Annotated in this window: 3 protein-coding genes and 1 pseudogene; 2 read left to right on the forward strand and 2 right to left on the reverse strand. The window is 45.0% G+C overall.

The genetic code is table 11. The features are described 5' to 3' along the window. Positions 1-381: 381 nt before the first annotated feature. The gene (locus ACJ751_RS19640; protein ID WP_407747222.1) at positions 382-1,770 is read right to left on the reverse strand and encodes a hypothetical protein; all 1,389 of its coding nucleotides are present in this window, start codon (positions 1,768-1,770) and stop codon (positions 382-384) included. Between the two features lie 317 nt (positions 1,771-2,087). Here ACJ751_RS19640 and ACJ751_RS19645 point away from each other — a divergent pair, with 317 nt between their 5' ends. Continuing rightward, complete coding sequence (locus ACJ751_RS19645) at positions 2,088-2,447, forward strand: hypothetical protein (protein ID WP_407747223.1); 360 nt, start codon at positions 2,088-2,090, stop codon at positions 2,445-2,447. A 47-nt stretch (positions 2,448-2,494) separates the two neighbouring features. Next, on the forward strand, positions 2,495-4,087 hold the full coding sequence (locus ACJ751_RS19650) for an FAD-binding protein (protein WP_407747224.1): 1,593 nt from the start codon (positions 2,495-2,497) through the stop codon (positions 4,085-4,087). A gap of 73 nt (positions 4,088-4,160) precedes the next feature. Here the strand turns inward: ACJ751_RS19650 and ACJ751_RS19655 are convergent. After that, positions 4,161-4,341: pseudogene (locus ACJ751_RS19655) on the reverse strand (DUF5009 domain-containing protein); the annotation flags it as partial.

The following is a 4,341-nucleotide window of genomic DNA, read 5'->3' on the forward strand; positions in this document are numbered from 1 at the left end:
TGAGTGACTTTATCGTTATTAAGAGGCGTGTATTATTACATGGGGCAATTTGAAAAAAAATTTACTTTTTGGGCAAAAGGCCCTCCAACGCTAAAGCTTCGGCGGGCGAAGCAGAGAAATTAAAAACGAAAAACAGAGAAATTAAAAAGTCGAGCCCTCGACTTCGCTCACGGTCTCTTTAAGCTGTCAACTCCGTCAACACTATCAACGTTTATTCCTGGTCAACTGTTCAACTGGTTAACTGATCAAGTGGTTAACTGGTCAACTTGTTAACTTGTTAACTTGTTAACCTGTTAACTTGTCAACTCTATCAACCCCGTCAACTCTATCAACTTGTATTCCTGGTTAACTGGTCAACTGGTTAACTGGTCAACTTCCAACCTACGCACCATCAGTCTCCTCTAAATCCTTCAGCGCCTTATTATACCGATACAACACCTCCACATACTTCTCCAACACGGGTAATAATAACCAGCCGGTGGCCTTACCATCAACCAGCATAAAATAATATTGTACGGCGCGTTTGATATCTTTTTGTTCCAGGCAAACCCATAAGCGCGTTAACCAGAAATTGATCACTTCTGATGAATGGTATTGTTCATATCCCGGTACTGCTTCGCGTATATCCCGGTGTGTATAGATCTGATCAAACCGACTATCCTGCTCCTGTTGGATCAGCGCGCCTAACGCCAGGCTAAAGTTCAACACCGGATAATATTTGTACATTTTGACCGCATGCTTTTTGGCCACGTCGCATAAGGAAGGAAGATCGAGCAGCACGCCCTGTTCGTAAATGGTTTGCAGGGCCAATGGATTGTGCGCATACTCGTTAGCCAGTGCCGCCATACCATCTTCAAACTGACGCATCAGTTGTTCATTGTTGCGATCCAGCAAGTCGGCGAGGTCATCAGTTTGCTTTACCACGGCCAGGTGTTCTTCAAAATGTTCTTCCAGCACGTTATTGGGTGCTTCTGCACCATGGCCAATTTCATCCCACATCTCGTGCCATTGCACTTCTTCTTGGGGTGTGCAGGTATTTATTTCGGGGGGAAGTAACCGGGTGAGCAGTTCTGCATGAATGGTGATCTGCTCCAACACCGATCGTTGCTGTACCTTTTCGGTATTCAACATATCGTCTGAGCGAATGTTCTGCACATTGCTTAAACTTACTTCACCGGGTGGAATGTTATCTATTAACAGGTTGATGCCAGATGAATCTTCCCGTAACCGGGGTGGCACGCCTGGTTCCTCGATGGTATAATAATAATTTCCTTCGCCTGCATATTGTTTCAACTTGGCCAGTACCTCGGCAAACTGCCCTGAACGTTCCACGATCAAATGTGGCAATCCGTCAGTACCTAAAGGAACATCGATCACCGGTACTGCATTATTGTCTTCTTCCAGAATATAGCGGGTAATTTCAAAATTGTGGTGAGGATGAATATCAAACTCGAGGGCAAAATCATGACCGGCATAAACAATATTGTGCGCAAGGGCATAATCTATTTCCTTGAAATCTGCCAACTCCTGGCCGTATTCTTCAAAAAATTCATTTTCTGAGGTATTGAAAAAAAACACGGTGTCTTTTACCCCGAGACACAACAGATCAACCCGATACAAACCAATAGTAACATTTCCGTTCGTATGTTTTCGCATTACCGATACATTGGCGATCTGACTTTCTTCCCAGTCTTTATTCACCATACATTTACTCACGGGCAATGTGCGTGCCTTTGTTTGCACGTATTTTCGGGGAGAGAGCGTTTGCATACCTATGTTTTATTGTTGTGCTACCTGGGGTGGAACAATCGTTTCTTATATTTTCACGAGTAGTTTGTCCCGGACCTTCAAAGTAAACGCATTTTGATATACAACTACATAAAAGTTGTTGTCATAATTTTCACACATTTCTGCACACAAATGATAATCGACTGTTTGATACTGCTTTGTAATTAATGAATATTTTGACATTCATCATTAAATTTTGTTACCCCCATTGTGGTATTGGTATGCCCGTGACAAACCCCTAGATTTGGGTGTCTTTTTTACCGTTCCCACTCCTACCCACGTACTAATAAATAAATCATATGCAATTGCCTGTCACATTCACCAAAACACTGTCATTTTTTCTTTTAACTTTTCTACCCGCAACAACCTGCATATTGATAAGTTGCAGCAGCACTAAAATAATTACCGAATACGATTGCGCCGACGCCACCAACATCAACAAAGACACTACCGTTTGGCATTACTGTTGGGGATTGATCCAGTCGAAAGACATTCGTCCACAATGCGATAAACGGTACAATCACCTCAATAAAGTGGTAGTAAAATCAACGCCGGCACACGTGTTATTAACGGTTATTACTTTGGGAATTGTAATACCTCAGAAGATCAGCTGGTGTTGCGCCCCGCCTAACCCGCAACCGGGTCATTTAGGAAATTAGTATAGAGTTGACGAGTTGACCAGTTAAAAAAATACAACTAAAAACACATGGCTTTACCTGATGGCATTCTTGCGCTCCCCATTACCGACTGGCAAAACGGTCACCAGAACTTTACTGTTACATTAACAAAAGATGCCAGTTTTAATCTTCGGCTGCCCTTCGATTTCTCCCAACAGGAAAAGAATTACCAGGCTACCACAAAAAACTTTCAATGGTTGATACAACATGCCATTGACAATAACATCCGCCTGCGGGCGCTTGGCAATGGCTGGAGCTTTAGCGATGTGGCAGTTTGTAATGGCGGACTGGTTGATACCCGTGAGCTGCGAACGTTCTTTAGCATGGGCAATAGTTTTTTATCGCCTTCATACCTCGCTACTGGTAAAACTGCACAAGACCTTGTTTTTACGCAATGCGGCATGAGCATTTTACAAATGAACAAGGAGCTGGAAGAAGAGAATGGCTGGATGCGTTGCCTGCGTGCTTCCGGCGCCAGTAACGGACAAACCATTGCAGGCGCTACTGCTACGGGCACTCATGGCGCCGGGTTTAAAGTGGGCGCCGTACATGATGCCATTGTCGGTTTACATCTTGTCACCGGCGCCAATCGTCATGTGTGGCTCGAACGGGCATCGTACCCCGTAGCCTCGCAAGCCTTTACCGACTGGCTGGGCGCTGAAGTGTTTCGTGATGATGATCTGTTCAATTCCGCCGTAGTAAGTTTTGGCAGTTTTGGTTTTGTACATGGTATACTGCTGGAAACAGAACCTATTTTCCTGCTGGAGAAACACACCTCATCAAACATTCCATATAACGACAAACTAAAACAAGCTATCAATGAATGGCAATTCGAGGCGCTCGATGATTTTCTCCCCTTCCCGCCCGAAAGCCCCGGCCGTAGTTTATATCATTTTGAAGTGATCGTAAATCCGCATCGCTTTGCCGTTGACGATGCAGACAAAGGCGTATTCCTGAGAGCCATGTATAAAACGCCTTATAGAACTGATTACGACAAACCCGCCTTACCCGCCGGTAAATTTCAATATGGCGATGAACTGCTTGGCCTGGTACAAACTGTTTTAGATAATATCGGTAAGAAGCTTACGCAAAAACTGGTGCCGCCACTGGTAACCAAATTATTTCCGCTGGCGTTTGCCGCCAATGAACAGGCTACCGGCACTATTGGCGAGATCTTTACCAACACCAAATTCCGGGGCAAAGCAGCGAGCGCCGCCATTGCCATCGGCACTTCTAATGCCAGCCGCGCTATTGAAGAAATTGTGGAACTAAACAAAAAGACACCGTTTGCCGGCGCGCTGGCCCTGCGTTTTGTAAAAGGTACGCAGGCCACCCTTGGCTTCACTAAATTCAAAAAGACCTGTGTGCTGGAAATGGATGGCGTTGAATCGGCCACCAGCCGCCAATTCTTCAGCAGCGTGTGGAACCGGTTTGAAGCGATCGGCCTCCCCTATGCCTTACACTGGGGCAAGATCAACTTCAACCTAACCGAACCGCGCATTCGCCAAATGTATGGCGATGCGGCGGTAAACAAATGGTTGACGGCGAGACACAAGTTGTTGGATGAGGTGACGCAGCGGGTGTTTAATAATGCTTTTATGGAAAGAACGGGGTTGATTTAGTTGACAAGTTAACTAGTTGACCAGTTGACGAGTTAACCAGTTGACCAGGAATACAGGTTGATAGGTTTACTTCCTACACTCTCACATAGATCTTCTTCTTATCCATCCAATACCCAACTGACCAACACAGCAACATATACAACACCGCCTGCACAAATGCACCGAAATAAGGCGTCGCCAGATGAATGAAAATATTATCATATAACCATTTGAAGACGGTGGTGCCGGATGGTAATCTGAATACGTTCCACAAA

This window comes from Niastella sp. (assembly GCF_045805085.1).
In the GTDB taxonomy this organism is placed as follows: Bacteria; Bacteroidota; Bacteroidia; order Chitinophagales; family Chitinophagaceae; genus Niastella.

Bases quoted from the DNA above. Each gene is read 5' to 3' on its own strand.
- ACJ751_RS19640 (WP_407747222.1), bottom strand. From the start codon at position 1,770: ATGCAAACGCTCTCTCCCCGAAAATACGTGCAAACAAAGGCACGCACA.
- ACJ751_RS19645 (WP_407747223.1), top strand. From the start codon at position 2,088: ATGCAATTGCCTGTCACATTCACCAAAACACTGTCATTTTTTCTTTTA.
- ACJ751_RS19650 (WP_407747224.1), top strand. From the start codon at position 2,495: ATGGCTTTACCTGATGGCATTCTTGCGCTCCCCATTACCGACTGGCAA.